Here is an 18,317-nt window from a genome sequence, read left to right on the forward strand (position 1 = left end):
AACCTTTTGAACAAAGTTTTGGTGGTTACCTTTTGAGGTAGTGAACCTCAGAAAGTGCGTTTAATGTATTTGCTGCCTGCTCGGCTGTAATATCGCGTTGTGGATTGGCAAACATCTCATATCCTACCATGAACTTCTTTACTGTTGATGAACGCAGAAGTGGGGGATAAAAAGACATGTGAAAATGCCATTCAGGGTGCTCCTTTCCATCAGTCGGTTTTTGATGTATTCCTGCTGAATAAGGAAATGAAGTTTCAAATAAATTATCAAACTTTATGGTGAGCTTTTTAATAATCGAAGCAAATGCTTTTTCTTCCTCCTCCTGAAGTTGATCAATACTTTGAATATGTCTTTTTGGTACTATCATAGCCTCATAAGGCCATACCGCCCAATAAGGTACCAAAGCAACAAAATATTCATTCTCAACTAAAATTCGTTCATTTACCTCCTTCTCTTGCTCTATATAGGCTTGCAACAAACTCTTATTATGCTGTTCCCAATATACTTTTTGATTTTCCGTTTTTTTGATAATTTCTTCAGGAATAGATCGCTGTGCCCAGATTTGACCATGAGGGTGAGGGTTACTACACCCCATTATAGCCCCTTTGTTTTCAAAAATCTGAACATTATTAATACCATCCTTACCCCCTAACTCAATATATTCCTCTTTCCATTTTTGTACTACCCTGGTAATATCTTCCTCTTTCATCAAAGGTAAAGTCAGTGAATGGTCTGGCGAAAAACAGACAACCTTACATATACCTTCCTCGGTTGCCGCTTTAAACAAGCCCTCATTTACTTCTTCTGCTTCCACATCAGGTAATAAGGCTGCGAAATCATTTGTGAAAGTATAGACATGTTCATAATTTGGATTTTTATCACCTGAAGCTCTTTCATTACCCGGACATAGATAACAAGAAGGATCATAGGTAACTGTCTTGACCTCAACCTTATCCTCTGTTTTCCCCTGCCATGGTCTTTTAGTTCTGTGTGGCGAAACTAAAATCCATTCTCCGGTTAATATATTATACCTCCTATGAGGCTTATTGTAAATCGCATCTTCCATCTTAATCTAAAATATATGTTCCTTTATCTATATTTACTTTCAACGGGGTAAGGGCAATCTGAAACTCTTTTTCATAAGCCGTTGCAATATCATTAACATAAGATTCCGCTATATCTTTATGAATCAAATTAATAGTACAACCGCCAAAACCACCTCCCATCATCCTGGAGCCCAGCACTTCTGAAACCTCTCTGGAGTAATCTACTAAAAAGTCCAACTCCCTACAGCTTACTTCATATTTATTTTGCTGCCCTTCATGAGCTTCGTAAAGCATTTTACCGAAGGTAACCAGATCATTATCTTTAAGAGCAGTAGCAGCTTTTACAACTCTTTCATTTTCTTCTATTACATACGAAACCCTTTTAAAAAGAATTTCTGGTAAAATTTTCTCGAGATTCGGAATATCCTCAATGGTCAGATCTCTAAAACTATCAATTGTCTTAAACTTTTCATTAATTAATTGAATAGCCGCTCTGCACTCTTGCCTCCTGATATTATATTCGCTTTCAGCAAGATTATGGGAAACATTCGTATTTAACAACCAAAGCTCATACGGCTCAAATATTGCGGGTATATCTTCCGAACTGATACTTTGACAATCTAGCATCAATAGGTGGTCTTCCTTACCAAAAGCAGAAGAATATTGATCCATGATTCCGCATTCTACCAGCGCATACGTATGTTCTGCCTCCTGAGATATATATATAAGCTTTTCTTTCGGTATCGCCAGTTTAAACATCCGGTTTAAGCCAAATGCTATAGCGTTTTCGAGAGCTGCTGATGAAGAAAGGCCAGCTCCTAAAGGCAAATCACTATCTATTAAAATATCAAATCCTGCATCGAGCTTATGCTCTTTACGAATAATGGCGACAACGCCAATTATATAATTAATCCAATTCGTTGATTCATTCCTTTCTATCGCATCCAGCTTAAAACTAAAACTATCGTTTAAACTTAATGAATTTATGGTACATTGGTCTGAGGTACCATTCTTTGCCATTGCACAATAAATCTTTTTATCTATGGCTGCCGGCATTACAAAACCATTATTATAATCAGTATGTTCACCTATTAAATTTATTCTCCCTGGTGATGCTATTACAATTGGTTCATTACCAAACCGGGCTATAAATTCAGTTTGTAATCTAGAGGTAATTGTTTGGTTCAATTTTTGTTATTTATGTTTATAATGAGTTTCTGTTTATAACGATATTCCTGTTTTCAATTTGCATCCTCTGATTTCTCATAATCATTTCTGCCATAGTCTTCCCCATATGTTTAAAGTCAGTAGAAAATGTAGTAATACCGTTAGCGACAACTTCCTTCAATGGAGCCTCGTTATAGGAGATAATGCCAAGGTCCTGCCCGATATTTAGGGAGCCTATTTTTGCGATTTTGACAGCTTCAATTAAATCCTTATCATCGAGGACAAGAACGGCATCTTTATAACTGAGTTTAGCTTCTTCGACAGAGTTATAATGAGAATAATGAAGTCCGAATCCTTTACAAAACAATTCGAATCCTTCGAGCATTCCCAAAGGCTGTTTTTTAGGGTCGAATACAAGTTTCAATTGTTGATACCTTTTCAACTGCTTGCTTAACTTTTCCAATCCGAAATACATGTCTTTTTTAAAGTTTTGATACACCGATGGATAATCTGAAAGTTCTTCAGATAACTGATCGACAATAAAAACTTTATCATGTGGCAACAACTGAATGACATCAGCTATTTCCTTGAAGTTTGCAGGCATAATGATATAGTAACTATAATTACCCAAACTATCATTAATCAGTTTAGAAAAAAGCTTTTTATTGAAATGATGAAAATAAATATCAACCTCTACGTTGTCCTCTATATTCTGTAAAAACGAATTATACAAATCTTCCTTAAAAGCATTTAATTCATCAAATAACAAAAAGACGCGGCGTGTTACATCTAAAGTTGTTTTAGCAACATAATATCCCTTTCCCGGAATTGATTGAATTATGCCCCGGGTCTTTAAATCATTAAATGCCAACAATACTGTATCGCGTGAAAGCGAAAATTTATGCTTTACGTTATTGATTGACGGCAACTTATCGCCCTTAACTAACTCCTTCGCTAATATGGCGCTTTCTATAGACCTGATGATCTGTTGATACTTTGGTATCCCTATATCATTCTTTACCCTTATGACTTCCATATCTCAAAAATACAAAAAGAAAGCAACTAGTAGCAACTGGTAGGGTCAATTGAGATAAAAACCAGCAAGGATGGAAATTAGACTATACTTTGATAGCATAGAAATAGTAACCACAGCGTACAAAAGCTAACTTCTACACCTCAGCAACCATTTTAGGTTTAGCAGGAGTAACATGATCACTAACCGAATTGAAATACTCACGTGTTTCCATAGGTCAGAATTAAAAAATGGATCATTGAACCTGCAAATATAGTATTATGAAGATCTGTTAATCTTTTCTAACTTATCTGAAGAAGGTATAAAGCCATAAAGCCAAATGGTAAATACACTGCACACAATTGCTATTAGAACAATTGCTATGTAATAGGCCCAACTCGGAAAGTCTGATATCGATGGGATAAAAATCCAAACAATAAAATAAAACCCAACACATAAAGCCAAATGGGAAATCAACTTAAATGGTTTTTCTAAGTCCCCTAACCTGTCAGAAACATGATGAAGGATTAAACCATAACATATAACCATAATTGGAAAACCAGCAGCATACCAGAATGACTCCATGGTAGGAAATCCAAAAATTCCTTCGATACCTGATTTAATATAAAATATATGTATAAAAGGCGCAATAGAACCTATGGTTGCTATTACGCCTAATACAATTACTTCTAATTTAAATGTTTTAATCTCTCCCTCCTGGAGTAACAATTGAGTCTTTGTCGATGGCATATCCGTATGTTTCATTTGTTTCTTGAACATTGCTGTCAGGGGTACAAGAAATTACAAGTCCTCCGATGATTAAAGCAACTAAAAATAATTTTTTCATGATTTGATTAATTTAAAAAGTTAATATTAATAAGCGTTTAAAGCCTAAAAATACTTTGTAAATCAATCAGTTATATCTTAACTTTATAGAAGTTTTAAACTACTTTTTAACATTATTGAAGCTCATGATTTTAAGCTAATATATAATAAAAAGAATGCTTTTTACCCTTTAAATCGAAATTCTTACCATGAATAAAAGTGTTACCCCAATACAAAGTAACTTACAGGAGCCTTTGTATAGAACTGAAAAAATTTATTACCAATTACCCCATTGATGATTATCATATAATTGCTTTAAAAACGAGCGTAACTTTACCCTACCCGTGCCAACTAGTATACAATCAACAACAATTATAAAAATGTCTGAAATAACAACCTATATTGATCCGTTTATTTTGGGTATTCTCATTAGTACGGGAATAGGTTTGATTATTGGACTGGAGCGGGAATATGATAAATTAAAAGAAGAGAAAAAGGTTTTTGCCGGAATTCGCACCTTTCCCATAGTGGCAATATTGGGTTACATTCTTGGTATATTATCTTCTACATACTCTAGTTGGTTGGTAATTATCGCCCTGGCCGCTTTTTTAATTTTTCTTGCCATAAGCCATGTGGCTGTCATCAGTAAAAATATTATGATGGGTATAACCACCATATTAGCACTCACCTCTACTTTCATTTTGGGCGTTATGGTTGCCAATCATCTGGAAAAGGAAGCCATTGCGACTGCTGTCATTATTGTTACTCTACTATCCCTGAAAACTACTTTCCGGTCATTTATTAAAAATATCACCTCAGAAGAATTATTTGCATTTATAAAGTTCTCTATCATATCCTTATTAATTCTTCCTTTTTTACCCAATCAAAACTACGGACCACAAGACCTGTTAAATCCTTTTGAAATTGGAACCATCGTGGTAATAATTTCATTTATCAATTTCATTGGTTATTTTTTGGTAAAATATCGAGGAGCCAAAAAAGGAATCTTACTTACCGCAATTTTAGGAGGAATGGTTTCCAGTACTGCGGTTACCTGGATGTATGCATCCCGAAGTAAAGAAACTCCAGGACTATCTAAAAAATATGCGGCCGGAATAATAATCGCTACAGGAATTATGTTTGTCAGACTTATCGTTATTGCCTCCATTTTCAACAAAGCAATATTAGGCTATATTATAATTCCGTTCGGACTCTTGACCATAATTTGCTCCATTTCTTCCATTATACTGATCAAAAAGCCTGGCGAAGAGCCAAATTCAGAAATTAACATCGGTAACCCCCTGAATATAATAAGTGCCATCGGATTCGGTCTACTCTATGTAATTATACTTTATTTAGTACACTATAGTAATAAGATTTTTGGTGACACCGGGTTGTACTACTCTGCAATTGTAGCCGGTCTTGCTGATACCGATGCCATAACAATTAGTTTGGCAAAATTTTATCTTGGAACTGATAAATTACAGCTAGCCACTTTTGTAATAATTACTGCCGCCCTAAGCAACCTGATCGTAAAATTGATAATCACTATGATAAGAGGCTCCAACTCAACTAAAAAAATAGTGGCATACGCATTTGGGCTTATACTTTTAATCGGCATTCTGTACATTCTTATTGGATCCTTTATTTAAACTACTGATAGATTACTTTATCTGATATTAAAATAATTCCTTGTAAATAAATCAACAATCAGTACCTTGTGATTAAATCTAGAATCAGCAAAACATGAACATAGCTACATGGAATGTAAATGGTATAAGGGCCATTCTTAAAAAAGAATTTATGAATTCAGTAGAGGAATTATCTGCTGATATTATTTGCCTTCAAGAAACCAAAGCGCAAACTGATGAAGTAGAAAAAGCACTGGCAGGTCTCTCATCGTTTAATATTTACAGTAATGCTGCCGATCAAAAAGGTTATTCCGGAACCGTAATACTTTCGAAAACAAAACCTTTAAATGTTACCTACGATATGGGCATTGAAGAACACGATCGGGAAGGCAGAATAATATGTGCCGAATATCCAGATTTTTATGTGGTGAATGTTTATGTACCAAATTCCGGAAGAGGACTCGTTCGTTTAGATTACAGACAAAAATGGGATGCCGACTTTTTAAGCTATTTAAAAAATCTAAATAAAACGAAACCTGTGATTGCCTGTGGGGATTTTAATGTAGCCCATAGAGCTATTGATCTCAAAAACGACAAGTCAAATTATAACAAAACAGCCGGTTATACACAGATTGAAATAGATGGTATGGATAATTTCTTAAACGAGGGATTTGTCGATAGCTTCAGAGAACTTTATCCGGACGAAGTTGCCTACACCTATTGGAGCTATAGGTTTAATTCCCGTGCGAAAAACACAGGCTGGCGCCTGGATTATTTTTTAATTCCTCATAACTTTTTTGATCACATTAAGGATGTTAAAATACATAATGATATAATGGGATCTGATCATTGCCCTGTTAGTTTGCAATTAAACACCAAAAAAACATAAAATAAACGCTCTCCTAACACTAGAACTTATATTGCAAGGTCAGGAAAATTTCAAATTCATCTTGTCGTTGTTTATCAATGTATTCTTGATTATTATAAACAGCCTGAAGACCCGTAATAAAACGATCGTTCAGCAATCTGTAATAACCAGCGCCAAACCGATACGAGTTTAGTGTTAACCTCTGATCAATTTGTCCTTGAATCGAACGCTCATCAGGAGAGCTTCCATAGCCGGTAATTAAGGTAAAATAATCAAACCTGGAATTCATATAATAACGAGCTGTTAATGTCAATGCAGGATACCAGTTGCTTTCTTGCTCTTGAATGTAAGACCTCAAATTTATCCAATAAGAACCTAAATATTTTCCAAGACCCAATACACCGGAAACAATATTCTGATTATTGTTTCTGGTATATCTAACACCTATTTCAGATTCCCAACCCTTCCTGTAATTATGATAATATGAGTAATTAAGGCGTAACTCAGGAAATGCATCGTCGGATGAAAATGAAATACCAGCATTGGAATAGTTCAATTTCTTTTTCCCCATAAAAAAGTAAGATGCCAATTCATATTGGATACCATTCACAACACTTTCTCCATTCGATAATCGCTCGGCATAATTTAACCGTCCTATTAATGAGCCCCATGACCTTTCCCTGATGAACTGTAAACTTCCTAAATGCCATGGTCCAACTTCATCCCTACTAATAGAGGTAAATGTATAGTTAATCCCAAAACGGTCACTTTTACTTTTGGTTTCCAATATCAGTTTACGTTGTTGAAGCTCAGAATCATTAGGGTATTTTATTAAAAGTTCTTGAAGGTACTCCTTCTCCCCTTTGTCATCGTTTTGCAATTGATAGATCTGAAGTTTTTTACCATAGAACATGCGGTTATCCGGATGTGCACTTATGGCCTTATCAACCACCAACATCGCATCCTTATAACGTTGGTCTTCCAACTCCAGATTCAACAAATAAATGAAAGAAGACTCATAGTTTGTATTATGATCAATAACATAATTTAATTGATATCTGGCACTATCCTTCTGCTGTGTCATCTGGTATGCTCTTCCCAAAAATATTCTAAAATCTAAGTAATCTGGAGCTAACGAGATTCCTTTCCGGGATTGCAGTATCGCTTTTTGATAATCCTCGGCACGTATACTTTCTATTGTTTTATTTAATAAACTATCCAGGTTTATTTCCTGTGCAATAATTGCTGATATATTACACATAATTAATCCTAAGATGAAAAATAGCTTCCCTAAGCTTTTATTTATCATTATCTGTTATTTTTGAATACTAAATCCTTTTCGTTGCATATCCCCCCAACGTTGTTCCTTTCTGCCAAAAAAATGCCAATACCCCTTTAACGAAGAGTAAACACTAACCGGATGATATACGACAGGCTCAATAATAGCCATCCCTATTAAGATCAACAGTTCCTTTAGGCTTGCATAATTCTTGTACAGTAACTCGTCTAATAAAATAGACACCATAGTTGTATTTATGTAAAAGACATATACCGCCAACAAAGACCACAACAAAAATTCAACATTCAAATCACCTAAAAAATAAGCAGCAACAATAATAATTAGTCCTAAAACCTCAATGATCGGAACTAAAAATTCGAATCCGAAAAAATAGGGTAATACTAAGAATCCCGTTCTGCCATATTTAGGATTAAAAAGCATCGATTTATGTAGTTGAAGTGTTTGAATTAACCCTCTGGACCATCTGGTTCGCTGCCTGATAAAAACTTCCCTGGTAGCAGGAACCTCTGTCCAGCAAAGAGATTCTGGAATATACTTAATTAAAAATTTCTGCTTCGTATCATACATATATTTACGCATGCGCGTAACCAACTCCATATCTTCACCTAAAGATTTATGCCAATACCCCCCTGCAGCAATTGCCACTTCTTTATCAAACATACCCAAACCTCCAGACACTAACAACAATCCGTTCAGTTGACTCCAGGCCATTCTTCCAAAAATAAAAGCCCGGATGTATTCTAATTCCTGAAACCTGGGATACCAACCTTTCGGGAAATGCACCTTCATTAAAAACCCATCCTTAATTTCACATGAATTGGATATCCTGATGGCTGCACCTGTAGCAATTACCCGCTTTTTATAAGTTAAAAAAGGTTTAACAAGTTTTATAATTGTATCCTTTTTCAAGATACAATCTACATCAGTACAAATGAAGAGGGGATATTTCGATGAATTTATACCTGCATTAGAGGCATCAGCTTTACTTTTGCCATTCTCCTTATCCACCACTAAAAGTTTTGCATAAATAGGGTTTGTAGATTTATAATGACCTCTAACCTTTTGGGTTTTAATCTGTTCACGATAATAAAAATCGACCTTAACCAGTTCAAACTCGCGAATTAATTTTTTTAAAGTATCGTCAGAACTTCCATCGTTAACAATAATGATTTCACTTTTTGGATAATTTAATGACAACAGTGATTTAACATTATCGACAATAGTTAATCCTTCATTATACGCAGGAGCAATAACCGAAACTCCTTTGACATATTTTGCTTTCAATAACAGGTCTTCGTGAACATAATATTTTGAGTTAATATATTTTTTTATGGCATAATAGGAAAGGAATGCTAAAAACAAATAAAACAAAATATAAGACACGGAAAAAAAACCAATAAAAACCTCAAAACTCTTATAAAATTGATGGAACACTTCTTTCATACACTAAGGATATAAGGACTTTTAATATGGTTTTTAATGCGCTGGATTTCTTCATTACGACGAAATGAATGATTAAGATAATCTGTATTAATTTCATGAAGGCATCGAACAGCAGCTAGTTTTAAATCGCCGTCAATTGCATCCTTTTTAATGAAATCATGTAAAAACACCAAAGAGAAATCAGTGCCTACTACCGCCAAAGCTTCAAGTAAAGCTAAAACATTCTTTTTTTCTTTTTCGCTTTTCAACCTGTCCGTCAAAGAAACCTCAGCCTCAAAAAGATACAATTCCTTTACCGCTATGTAGGCTTCAAACCTTATTGTATCAAATACTGAATTGAGCAACTTTATAATCTTTTCTGAAGCTCCTGTATAATTATAAAAAACCATGATCTTAATTCCCAACTTTACAATCGAAGGATTACCTGCCCCTAACCAATCGTCAATATTATTAGGCATAGGGGGCTTTTTTTCATATAAAATATTAACAACCTTATGTTCGCTGGCTTCTAAAATCGGATACTTATAATCTATTAAAAAGTCTAAAGGCTCAGTATTCAAATACAAAAATGTGATATAGGCATTTGATCTTAGTTTATTGTTTTTATGCTCTAAATAAGGCTTAACATAGCGTTGTCCGTGAGAAAAACCCATCGCCTGAAAATGATAAAACCCAATACTCTTTTTGTACCAGCTGCTACTTTGAATAAATCCTAAACTATACTTGTGAAGATTTGTAAACACATAAATATCCAATAATTTGTTGGCAACTTCTCCTTTTACATTTTCCCCAAAATCAATTAATTTTTTCAAGAAAATATCCTTACACCAATTTTTATCAAATGGTATGGTAGACAAGAAATGATGTAAACTATTTTTAAGCTCCCCTTCGTTAGTACTATTGAAAACATCAATAGCCAGAAAAGTTTCTATTTCATCTTTTACTTTCTGTCGTGTTTTTAATCGTTTACTATAAATAATTCTGGAATAAATTATTAGCAAAACAACCCCTATAAAAAATATAAATAAAAGAGGAATAATAATATATATTATACTATCAAGCAGGTTCATAAATGGGGTAAGTTGGGCGTTTCTATGAATTTGTAGTGTTATTAATTTTCGCCAGTAATCTTTTAATTCGCAATACCAGTTCCCCGGGATTGAAAGGTTTAGGTACAAAATCATCTGCACCTAAATTAAAGGCTCTGGTTACGGCTCCCTCTTCTTCTCCTAGGGCTGACAATACAATTATTGGAATATGAGTAAAATTTCGTTTTGCATAAACAACCACCTCTAATCCGTTTTTAACCGGAAGCATAATGTCGGTAATAATAATATCAGGATTAAACTCTGCGATTGCAGCTATTCCTTCATTACCATCGTTGGCTATTCTGTATTGATAACCTTCTTTTTTTAATATATGTTCCAGAATTTTCTTGGTAAGGGTGTTATCTTCTACCAAAAGAACTTTACGTAAGCCTTTACTTTCATTTTGTTCACTTCTCATAAATTTGGGGGTTTACTACATTAAATCAACTTCATACCTTAAAGTTATAATTTCATTGTGTAATAAAATAATTTTGGCATTATAAATAATAGAAATCCGTGATATTTTAACAAAAAAACAGATTAAGCTTACATATAATTGTAATCATTTTCAATATAGTTTATAATCTCTTCCCACTTCAATTACTTTTACCATACCAGTATAACTCCCTGTTCATTGATTATTTGATTAGACACAAAAACTTAATTTGGTCACTGGTATCGAATAATTTTCAATAACGATTATTGAACACACAAAACACAGCATACTTAAAATCAAAAAGTTACTGATTGAATTTTGGAATCATTAAAAATTGACAAAAAATCATTTTAGATATTTATAATGAAATCGAATTTTCTTCGTTCTACCTACTACACTCAAAAAAAAGTATCGATGAAAATAAAAAACTTTATCACCATGGTAACGGTTATGGTGACATTTCTAGCTTGTGGAACCTATGATGATGATGGTGATTTCAATGCGATCCCGGATGGCAGTAATAATGTAGATAAATGTTTGAACTTCGGTGAGGCTCAGTTAGAATTAACGATTCAGGACAAATACACTACCCTGCCGGGTAAAGTTTCTGTTTTTTTTAAAGTAAATGATCTACAAGGCAACCCGGTTCCTGGCCTAACAGCTAACAACTTTACGATATACGAACAAGGACGCAATGACGATTGCTTTAACACGATTTCCTCTTCAGAGTCTCAGGCCAGAATATCACCAAATACACAAATTTTTAATAACAATACCTTACTGGTACTGGATCTTAGTAATAGTGTTTTAAGTACCAGCCTGCAAGAGTTAAAGGAAGCCTCGATTAGTTTTGTAAATAGTGTGATGCCTGCATCACCAAGTGAAAATTTCAAAATGGCTATTTATTGGTTTGATGGTGAAGACGAACTACATTTATTGAACGATCTCACTGCTGATGCTGGTCAATTGGTAAGCTCTATCGAAGGAATCACCAGCGATATCAGTAATGATCCTTCTACAGATCTTTATGGAGCAGTTATAAAATCAACAAACAAAGCAGAGGATTTGATTAATGAGTATGAAGGGCAGTCTATAATCTCAGCAGCTTCTGTGGTTATTTTTACAGATGGAACGGATCAGGCCTCGCGATATACCGAAAGTGATGCCCTAAAAAAAGTTAACAATGCCGATGAAAATGTATCCTACTTCACTATCGGTTTGGGAGGTGAAATTGATGAAGAAGTTTTAAAAAGTATTGGGAAAACCAGTAGTGCTTTCGCCGGAAATAAGGAAGAGTTAGTTACTACTTTTAATGAAATATCAGTTAAGGTATCAGGACAAGCAAATAGCTATTACTTATTTGAATATTGTAGCCCGAAAAGAGATGGTAGTGGCACTAATAATTTGGTTATTCAAGCTAGAAGCGGCACCATGCAGGGAGCAGTTCAGACAAAATTCGACGCTACTGGTTTTACAGGTGGGTGTGAATAACAATAATACATATATACCTAATAAAAAAAGAACGCTAAAGCGTTCTTTTTTTATTCTACATATCTAATCTGATAGTTTTCTATATTGAGGTATATCTTTCCTTTTTTAACTTCTTCTTCTCGCATTGATTTTTTATCTACATCAATATCTTTTCCCATATAGTTTAAAGGTATCTTCATACGCTCTACCTCAAAAGCAACTTCTACCTTTTCAGGCAATGGCATTTTATTGCTCGCATATTGCAGAGATAACTGATAAGTACCTTCCTTTTTTGTACTGATTTCAGAACCTACAATTCTATCATTTTCAGTATCCAGTAAAAGCATGGCTATTGAAAAGTCTGCCTTCTTATCTGTGGGAATGATATTTATAGCCTTATATTTCTTGCCTTCAATCATCTCAAACCCCCTATCGACCGTGATAAAAGAATACTTGAAAAGATTACTAAAAGAGAAATCCAGCCCCCTTTTTGGCAACATTACAAAATCATCCGATTCGAACTGAATACGTTCTCCTCGCTCATATGAAATGTCTGCATACTTTTTGGGCATTTTAATAAAACTTATATCGACATCTAATTCTATGGTAGCCTTAAAACTCGATAAAGAATCCAACCGTTCTCTAATACGCATCAAGTCTTCATCCGGCTCTTGCGCTCCCAGTAATTGGATTCCAAGAAATATAATACCAAAAATTATATTTTTCATTCTATATCCGTCTTTTTAAAATAATTTATACCGAGTATTGTAAAAATAGTACTGTAAACTATTAGAAGAAAAACATTAATCGAAATTTTCTTCCAATCAATTTCATAATAAAATAAATACTGCCAGGTATCATTCAATTTTACAAAAAATACATCATTAAACCAGTTATTTCCAAAATCTACTTTAAGGAGCAGATTACATAAGATCAAGAAAAAAACAGAAATAATCCATGTTTTAGTAGCCTCCTTAAAAAATACAGCCAGGGTAAGACTGGCCAATGAAAAGAACACCATCGAAAACATACCCACAATAAATGCCCATATCAACCTGTTAAAAGCATCTTTATTCTCAAAAAAGTTAAGAGTATCCAGGTAAACTATCAAATCTCCGCTGCCGAAAATTAAGTAAGATAAACAAAATGAAGTTATTGCCAATACCAGCACAACCAACACAGTAAATAAAGTGGCAACAACGTATTTACTTAGTAGAAATTTAACTTTACTAACAGGTTGCATCATGACAGCCTGTAAGGTTCGATCTTTATATTCAGAGGTGAGCGTTCCTGAAACAATAATCATTAAAATGAGGGGAAGATGAAACCATAACGTATTCAAGATAAGATAAATTAACAAATTACCATTCAGTAAGTCCCCTTCAAAATAAAAAGACTCCTTAAGATTATCCAACAAAACATCTATTATCGTACTACCCTGATAATAAGCACTAAACATAACTATTGCCTCTATGACAAATAGGGCAGCGAGCGCATAATATGTTTTAGCTTGTTTAAATAACTTGTAAAATTCGGCGTATATAAGGTATTTCATTGAGCACTTATTTCAAATAATCTATCCATATCGATCTCTGGACTAAATGAAGTTACAACAACTCCTTCAGCATATAACTTTTTAATTAAATCCGGAACTTCCTTAAAATCCAGTGTCACCTTAGCAGTATTTTGGTTATATAATGGATGGTAGGATTGCAGTACTTTTGACTCTTGAATATTCTTGGCATAAATGGTATAATATTTAACATTTTGTGCTATTATTTCCGAAGTTACACCCTGATTAACAACACAACCTTCCTTCAAAACATAAAGATAATCGCAGGATTTTTGTAACTGATCTATGATATGAGAAGATATAAGGATCCCAATGTTATTTTCTTTGGCCAATTTTAAAATAAGTGATCTTAATTCTTCAATCCCCATAGGATCAAGGCCCGAAAATGGCTCGTCAAGGATTAAACAAGAAGGATTATTTAATAAGGCTATAGCGATACTTAACCGCTGCTTCATTCCCATAGAAAAGTTTTTAACAGCATCCTTTCTTTCCACTGGCAATCCCACAGCAACTAAAGAAGCGCGTATTTGTTCCTTAGTTAAATTAAGGCTTTGTATTCGGGCAAACAATTTGAGATTATCGTGGGCATTCAAATACTCATATAAAGCAGGCTTTTCTATAATTCCCCCAAGAGGTTTTACACTTTTTGATAAAACTTCTACACTGCCTTCATCGGGTGTAACTAAATTCATCAAAATCCGAAACAGGGTTGTTTTACCAGCCCCATTGGCACCCAATACTCCAATAATACTTCCCTCTGAGCAAGAAATAGATACCCGATCTAAAACAGTGATTCCATTATAGATCTTGGTGAGTTGTTTAGCAGAAATAATCATCAGGAAAACTCAAGTTGAATTTTTTTATAATCAAATTTAGGTTGGTAGTTTTTTTCCAGAAAGGTTCTGGACCAAAACTTTTTTCGAAACATAAAAAGGGGATCTTTCACCATGAAATACGGAACAAAGTGATACCACTTAACATTCATGTCCTTATAATATTCTATAATCTCCTTCTCCAGTCCAAGCTCTTTTGCAGCTACAATTGCAGCATTTCTCTGGCATTTTGATCCAATATAAGTGTTCGCTATTCGCCGGTTAAATCCATGCATATAAAATTGATCTTTCGCTCTTTTATAATTCTGAAATCTCGACCACCCATCCATAATTACCAAAAAAATATGAAGAAAGGAAAAAAGAAAAAAAGAAATCCAAAAAACAATCCAAAATGTGCTTTCCTTTTCAATAGATTTAATAAGTTGAACACCATAAATCCAGGCTTCTAAAATAAATAAAATAAGAGAATAGTGTAATAATCTACCTACATGGAAATAGGAGACAATAGTGTTTGGTTGGGTTGGTAAAGGTGTAATATTCATCTTTTATATAATAAATCATGGCTGATTTTTCCCTCGAAAAATTAAGGAACCTTTAAATTACAAAGAAATACTATAATGGCTATCAAAAAAATGAAAAATTAGTGTTTCATCATATAAATCAATAATTTTACTGCCACTAAATTCTCTATCTACCGTGAACACTTCAAATAAAGAATCCATTAACCTCAACAAATTCATCAGTAGTACAGGTATCTGTTCTAGAAGAGAGGCCGATAAGCTCATAGAAAATGGTAGGGTTACCATTAATAATGAACCGACCCAGTTAGGGAATCGCGTATTTGAGGGTGATATCGTAAAAGTAGATGGTAAACCCATTAAGGCTAAACCAAAAGCTTTATATATTGCCTTCAATAAACCCATTGGCATTGTTTGCACCACCGATAAAAAAGAAAAAAATAATATTGTAGATTATATCAACCATTCTGAACGGCTCTTCCCTATTGGCCGATTAGACAAGCCATCAGAAGGACTAATCTTCCTAACCAATGATGGTGATATTGTGAACAAAATACTGAGAGCAGGCAACAACCATGAGAAAGAATACCTGGTTAGAGTGGATAAACCCATAACGGAGGAATTTATTAAAAAAATGAGTAACGGTATTCCTATTTTGGGAACCGTCACTAAAAAATGTAAAGTTTCGAAAATTAATGAACGAACTTTTAAAATCATTCTGGTTCAAGGACTCAATCGACAGATTAGGCGCATGTGTGAATACCTTGGTTATGAGGTTAAAAAACTCAAGCGTATTCGCATTATGAATGTCCCACTCGGAAACTTAAAAACAGGAAGCTGGCGACCTTTAACTCAGGGTGAAATGAACGAAATTAACCTGCTTTTGAAAGCATCTTCCAAAACGGAAGAGGCTTCCAAAAACGTAGGAGCTAAAATGCGACCAAAACGTTTTAAAGGTAAAAAACACTAAGCGCATTTCTACTATTTTTATTCACAACCTTGCTCTTTTTGCTTTAACTCCATTTCTTTTTTAGTAACAAAATCCTTCCATCCCGTTTCATAGGAGTTTACGGTACATTCGTTTAATTTATAATAGCCTACACTGGTTTTGTAATCTTTACATCCACAATCATTATCATCATCCGAGCATGCCATTAACAACAACCCAACACATCCAAAAACAATCTTTTTCATTCTAAAATTTTAATATGTTATTCATTCAAAAAAACCTTCTTAAGAAAGGCTTTACCTTCACTTTAAATTCTTCTGCAATGAAATAAATAACCCATAATTAAATGTTAAGTCGTTTTTATTTAAAGGTTAATTCTCCTGAGAGTCGCCATTAAAAAATTGGATTTTACTAAATTAATAGGTTTTTAAAATCTAAAAAGTCCGCCCTTCAGAAATAACTGAAAGAACGGACTTCACCCCCAACCAAAATATTATTAATCTACCTTTTGGGCATCACTTAATATTCTATCTATAAATTCAGTATTGATGTAGAGTATGCGAGCCAGATTATAAAGAACTCCCACCTCTGAGTCATCTATTTCTCCATCAGCATAACTAATGATAGACAAATCTCTTAAAACATTCAACTTTTGCATAACCGGCAGCGCAACATCTAAATCTTTAGCCAATTCCTGCAATTCAACAATAATCTCTTCATCAGACAAACTTTTTATTGTTAACATACACTCAGCAAATACTTCTGAAATCACAATACTACTTAAGGCATGAATCTCCGAATCATCAACGGTTCCATCAGCTTTTGAGATCATATACCCTCCCAAAAACATAAAGCGTTGAATTTTTACTGAATGTTCGGAGGCATTTTCTAAATCTTCAGGCTCCATAAGCGACATAATACGCTTAATTTCAGCTTCCATTTCTTCTTCTGTAATTTCACCGACAACCTCAGGCTTAAACAATTTATAGGTCTCACTTTTATTAAAAAGCTCTAAAGCTTTTATCCTTAACGGACTAAAAGGATGGGTTGTATACCAATCTGACGGATCGTGATCTGAATCGTTTAAAACTTTTTCTAAATCAACAAATTGCTGGATATACTCATTTAATTGGAACGCTAATGAATCGGTGGTTACTCCAGATGATAATTTAAAAAATGTCCTGCCTGCAGCCTCAAAATCCTGACAACACAAAAGTCCCGCTCTGTCTGCACTTATTTCCGCATTCCTATTCCACGCATAAAGCTTCATAGCATGAATTGGAGCTAAATCATTTCTCCCCTCGTCAAGAATATATTTTACTGGATATTTAAAATGTTCAAATAGTACATGTCCAATCTCATGACCTATAACAAAGGCTAATTCTTCCTTTTCAAAGCGTTCTAAGATCCCTGAACTTAAAATAATATAGAGCTTATCATCATCCGGTGGATAACAGGAGGCATTAAACTGATCACTTTGATATACGAAAAACTCAATAGTGGCTTTTAACTTTAATATCTCAATACAATGTTGACCTATTTCATGAAGAACCGGTGCTAAGGTAGGAGTCAGTCTTAAGCTTGATTTTAAAAGATGACGACGTGATTTAAAAACAGGGTTATTCGCTTTAATCAGGTTTAATACTTTTTGCACATGTTGATCATCATCGAATTCCAAAACATAATCACGATCACCATCGTAAACAAGCATATCCAAATCTATGTCACTTCGCTTATTGCCATAAACAACATTAACCGCAACTTCATCGTTGTTTAGGTTTGCTTCATTTAAGGCATGAATCTCCTCCATTCGTAAATTATATGCGGAAGCAAGGTCTGTAGTAACCTCCTGAAATCTAATACTTGCGGTTTGAATTTGAGAAGTATCTCCGGAAACTTGAGCATCAGATACACGCTGCATCATTTCTTGCTGAGCCCTGGCTAAAGCTTCCTGGTGTTCTACCTGTAAGGCCTCTATGGTTTCTGCCTGGTAAGTCATGTTCATACTATTTAAAGTTTTAAGGTTAATTTATTGTTGTTCAGGTTTTAAATATTGTCGATTAAATAGACCTGAGAGCTACCACTATTTCTATTCCTCCTAAAATGACCTCTTGTTTGTGTTACATTTAAACTTTTGTCTTTTTAATCGTAATAAAAT

Annotated in this window: 18 protein-coding genes; 4 read left to right on the forward strand and 14 right to left on the reverse strand. The window is 34.2% G+C overall.

The genetic code is table 11. The annotated features are described in order from the left end of the window. Positions 1–25: 25 nt before the first annotated feature. The 4 genes from P278_RS07805 to P278_RS07820 form a co-directional block, all read right to left on the reverse strand. Positions 26–1,066 (reverse strand): UDP-glucose--hexose-1-phosphate uridylyltransferase, encoded by a 1,041-nt coding sequence (locus P278_RS07805; RefSeq protein ID WP_038264615.1) that lies wholly within the window; start codon positions 1,064–1,066, stop codon positions 26–28. Position 1,067: 1 nt separating this feature from the next. Beyond that, positions 1,068–2,234, reverse strand: coding sequence for a galactokinase (gene galK, locus P278_RS07810; protein ID WP_235444262.1), 1,167 nt, complete (start codon positions 2,232–2,234; stop codon positions 1,068–1,070). 16 nt (positions 2,235–2,250) lie between these two features. After that, positions 2,251–3,249 (reverse strand): GntR family transcriptional regulator, encoded by a 999-nt coding sequence (locus tag P278_RS07815; RefSeq protein ID WP_038264618.1) that lies wholly within the window; start codon positions 3,247–3,249, stop codon positions 2,251–2,253. A 255-nt stretch (positions 3,250–3,504) separates the two neighbouring features. Then, positions 3,505–3,990 (reverse strand): hypothetical protein, encoded by a 486-nt coding sequence (locus P278_RS07820; RefSeq protein ID WP_038264621.1) that lies wholly within the window; start codon positions 3,988–3,990, stop codon positions 3,505–3,507. A gap of 440 nt (positions 3,991–4,430) precedes the next feature. Here P278_RS07820 and P278_RS07825 point away from each other — a divergent pair, with 440 nt between their 5' ends. Both P278_RS07825 and P278_RS07830 read left to right on the forward strand, forming a co-directional pair. Beyond that, the gene (locus tag P278_RS07825) at positions 4,431–5,702 is read left to right on the forward strand and encodes an MgtC/SapB family protein (RefSeq protein WP_038264624.1); all 1,272 of its coding nucleotides are present in this window, start codon (positions 4,431–4,433) and stop codon (positions 5,700–5,702) included. 94 nt (positions 5,703–5,796) lie between these two features. Beyond that, on the forward strand, positions 5,797–6,570 hold the full coding sequence (locus P278_RS07830) for an exodeoxyribonuclease III (RefSeq protein ID WP_038264627.1): 774 nt from the start codon (positions 5,797–5,799) through the stop codon (positions 6,568–6,570). A 19-nt stretch (positions 6,571–6,589) separates the two neighbouring features. On the opposite strand, the gene P278_RS07835 is transcribed toward P278_RS07830, so the two are convergent. The 4 genes from P278_RS07835 to P278_RS07850 all read right to left on the reverse strand — a co-directional run bounded on the left by P278_RS07835 (position 6,590) and on the right by P278_RS07850 (position 10,798). Continuing rightward, a complete protein-coding gene (locus tag P278_RS07835) occupies positions 6,590–7,858 on the reverse strand; it encodes a YaiO family outer membrane beta-barrel protein (RefSeq protein ID WP_051413472.1) in 1,269 nt (422 codons plus the stop codon). 6 nt (positions 7,859–7,864) lie between these two features. Then, positions 7,865–9,292, reverse strand: a complete 1,428-nt coding sequence (locus P278_RS07840; RefSeq protein ID WP_038264630.1) for a glycosyltransferase — start codon at positions 9,290–9,292, stop codon at positions 7,865–7,867. Beyond that, the gene (locus P278_RS07845) at positions 9,289–10,293 is read right to left on the reverse strand and encodes a hypothetical protein (RefSeq protein WP_152973912.1); all 1,005 of its coding nucleotides are present in this window, start codon (positions 10,291–10,293) and stop codon (positions 9,289–9,291) included. Before P278_RS07845 ends, P278_RS07840 begins: the two co-directional genes overlap by 4 nt. 91 nt (positions 10,294–10,384) lie before the next feature. After that, a complete protein-coding gene (locus P278_RS07850; protein WP_038264635.1) occupies positions 10,385–10,798 on the reverse strand; it encodes a response regulator transcription factor in 414 nt (137 codons plus the stop codon). A gap of 432 nt (positions 10,799–11,230) precedes the next feature. On the opposite strand from P278_RS07850, the gene P278_RS07855 reads away from it, so the two are divergent. Then, positions 11,231–12,307, forward strand: a complete 1,077-nt coding sequence (locus P278_RS07855) for a vWA domain-containing protein (RefSeq protein ID WP_038265488.1) — start codon at positions 11,231–11,233, stop codon at positions 12,305–12,307. A gap of 50 nt (positions 12,308–12,357) precedes the next feature. Here the strand turns inward: P278_RS07855 and P278_RS07860 are convergent, their stop codons facing one another. Genes P278_RS07860 through P278_RS07875 form a run of 4 tightly spaced genes read right to left on the reverse strand, consistent with a single transcriptional unit; the run spans position 12,358 to position 15,234 of the window. Beyond that, positions 12,358–13,014 (reverse strand): hypothetical protein, encoded by a 657-nt coding sequence (locus P278_RS07860; RefSeq protein ID WP_038264637.1) that lies wholly within the window; start codon positions 13,012–13,014, stop codon positions 12,358–12,360. Then, complete coding sequence (locus tag P278_RS07865) at positions 13,011–13,841, reverse strand: DUF2705 family protein (RefSeq protein ID WP_038264639.1); 831 nt, start codon at positions 13,839–13,841, stop codon at positions 13,011–13,013. The genes P278_RS07860 and P278_RS07865 overlap by 4 nt, the downstream gene beginning before the upstream one ends. Next, the gene (locus P278_RS07870; RefSeq protein WP_038264642.1) at positions 13,838–14,695 is read right to left on the reverse strand and encodes an ABC transporter ATP-binding protein; all 858 of its coding nucleotides are present in this window, start codon (positions 14,693–14,695) and stop codon (positions 13,838–13,840) included. The genes P278_RS07865 and P278_RS07870 overlap by 4 nt, the downstream gene beginning before the upstream one ends. Further along, positions 14,695–15,234 (reverse strand): hypothetical protein, encoded by a 540-nt coding sequence (locus P278_RS07875; protein ID WP_038264645.1) that lies wholly within the window; start codon positions 15,232–15,234, stop codon positions 14,695–14,697. The genes P278_RS07870 and P278_RS07875 overlap by 1 nt, the downstream gene beginning before the upstream one ends. Before the next feature lie 154 nt (positions 15,235–15,388). Between P278_RS07875 and rluF the strand changes: the two genes are divergently transcribed. Then, the gene (gene rluF / locus P278_RS07880) at positions 15,389–16,180 is read left to right on the forward strand and encodes a 23S rRNA pseudouridine(2604) synthase RluF (RefSeq protein ID WP_074976969.1); all 792 of its coding nucleotides are present in this window, start codon (positions 15,389–15,391) and stop codon (positions 16,178–16,180) included. A 17-nt stretch (positions 16,181–16,197) separates the two neighbouring features. Here the strand turns inward: rluF and P278_RS07885 are convergent, their stop codons facing one another. Together P278_RS07885 and P278_RS07890 are read right to left on the reverse strand one after the other, a co-directional pair. Next, on the reverse strand, positions 16,198–16,404 hold the full coding sequence (locus tag P278_RS07885) for a hypothetical protein (RefSeq protein WP_038264647.1): 207 nt from the start codon (positions 16,402–16,404) through the stop codon (positions 16,198–16,200). 251 nt (positions 16,405–16,655) lie between these two features. Then, positions 16,656–18,164 (reverse strand): M48 family metallopeptidase, encoded by a 1,509-nt coding sequence (locus P278_RS07890; RefSeq protein ID WP_235444263.1) that lies wholly within the window; start codon positions 18,162–18,164, stop codon positions 16,656–16,658. Positions 18,165–18,317: the final 153 nt, after the last annotated feature.

Origin of the sequence: Zhouia amylolytica AD3, from assembly GCF_000511935.2 — a bacterium.
GTDB classification, from domain to species: domain Bacteria; phylum Bacteroidota; class Bacteroidia; order Flavobacteriales; family Flavobacteriaceae; genus Zhouia; species Zhouia amylolytica.

What these genes read in the sequence shown, in the direction of transcription:
- P278_RS07870 (WP_038264642.1), bottom strand. Translation starts at nt 14,695, where the DNA reads ATGATTATTTCTGCTAAACAACTCACCAAGATCTATAATGGAATCACT.
- P278_RS07805 (WP_038264615.1), bottom strand. Translation starts at nt 1,066, where the DNA reads ATGGAAGATGCGATTTACAATAAGCCTCATAGGAGGTATAATATATTA.
- P278_RS07820 (WP_038264621.1), bottom strand. Translation starts at nt 3,990, where the DNA reads ATGAAACATACGGATATGCCATCGACAAAGACTCAATTGTTACTCCAG.
- P278_RS07830 (WP_038264627.1), top strand. Translation starts at nt 5,797, where the DNA reads ATGAACATAGCTACATGGAATGTAAATGGTATAAGGGCCATTCTTAAA.
- P278_RS07825 (WP_038264624.1), top strand. Translation starts at nt 4,431, where the DNA reads ATGTCTGAAATAACAACCTATATTGATCCGTTTATTTTGGGTATTCTC.
- P278_RS07890 (WP_235444263.1), bottom strand. Translation starts at nt 18,164, where the DNA reads ATGAACATGACTTACCAGGCAGAAACCATAGAGGCCTTACAGGTAGAA.
- P278_RS07850 (WP_038264635.1), bottom strand. Translation starts at nt 10,798, where the DNA reads ATGAGAAGTGAACAAAATGAAAGTAAAGGCTTACGTAAAGTTCTTTTG.
- P278_RS07840 (WP_038264630.1), bottom strand. Translation starts at nt 9,292, where the DNA reads ATGAAAGAAGTGTTCCATCAATTTTATAAGAGTTTTGAGGTTTTTATT.
- P278_RS07875 (WP_038264645.1), bottom strand. Translation starts at nt 15,234, where the DNA reads ATGAATATTACACCTTTACCAACCCAACCAAACACTATTGTCTCCTAT.
- P278_RS07885 (WP_038264647.1), bottom strand. Translation starts at nt 16,404, where the DNA reads ATGAAAAAGATTGTTTTTGGATGTGTTGGGTTGTTGTTAATGGCATGC.
- P278_RS07835 (WP_051413472.1), bottom strand. Translation starts at nt 7,858, where the DNA reads ATGATAAATAAAAGCTTAGGGAAGCTATTTTTCATCTTAGGATTAATT.
- P278_RS07860 (WP_038264637.1), bottom strand. Translation starts at nt 13,014, where the DNA reads ATGAAAAATATAATTTTTGGTATTATATTTCTTGGAATCCAATTACTG.
- P278_RS07855 (WP_038265488.1), top strand. Translation starts at nt 11,231, where the DNA reads ATGAAAATAAAAAACTTTATCACCATGGTAACGGTTATGGTGACATTT.
- P278_RS07815 (WP_038264618.1), bottom strand. Translation starts at nt 3,249, where the DNA reads ATGGAAGTCATAAGGGTAAAGAATGATATAGGGATACCAAAGTATCAA.
- P278_RS07865 (WP_038264639.1), bottom strand. Translation starts at nt 13,841, where the DNA reads ATGAAATACCTTATATACGCCGAATTTTACAAGTTATTTAAACAAGCT.